This is a genomic window from Pseudoalteromonas sp. SIMBA_162 (assembly GCF_046535955.1).
Classification (GTDB): domain Bacteria; phylum Pseudomonadota; class Gammaproteobacteria; order Enterobacterales; family Alteromonadaceae; genus Pseudoalteromonas; species Pseudoalteromonas marina.
Genome location: NZ_JAWJBQ010000780.1, coordinates 1 through 254 on the forward strand (window position 1 = coordinate 1; position 254 = coordinate 254).

Genomic DNA, 254 nt, shown 5'->3' on the forward strand with positions numbered 1-254 from the left:
GTGGTCGCTGGCGGCATCGAGTTCGGCAAAGCTTGTCAGTGGCTCGAGGTTGAGGGCACGACGGCGCTTATTTTCCAGTGCCAGCTGCTCGGCTTCCTGGGCATCCATCTCGCGTTTGCGCTGCTCACGATTGAGGCTGATGCTGGTCTGCTGCGCGCGCAATGCCTTTGACAGCGCGACTTCGCTCTTCAGGTAGCTGAAGTTGGGGTCCTGTTCGACGCGGCTCTGGTGGCGGGCGCGCAATGCGGCCAGGT

General features: G+C 62.6%; 1 protein-coding gene. It reads right to left on the reverse strand.

Going from position 1 to position 254, the window contains the following annotated elements; genetic code table 11:
* The coding region (locus tag R0J88_RS21810; protein ID WP_410901147.1) for a carboxy terminal-processing peptidase at positions 1–254 on the reverse strand (254 nt) is incomplete at both ends.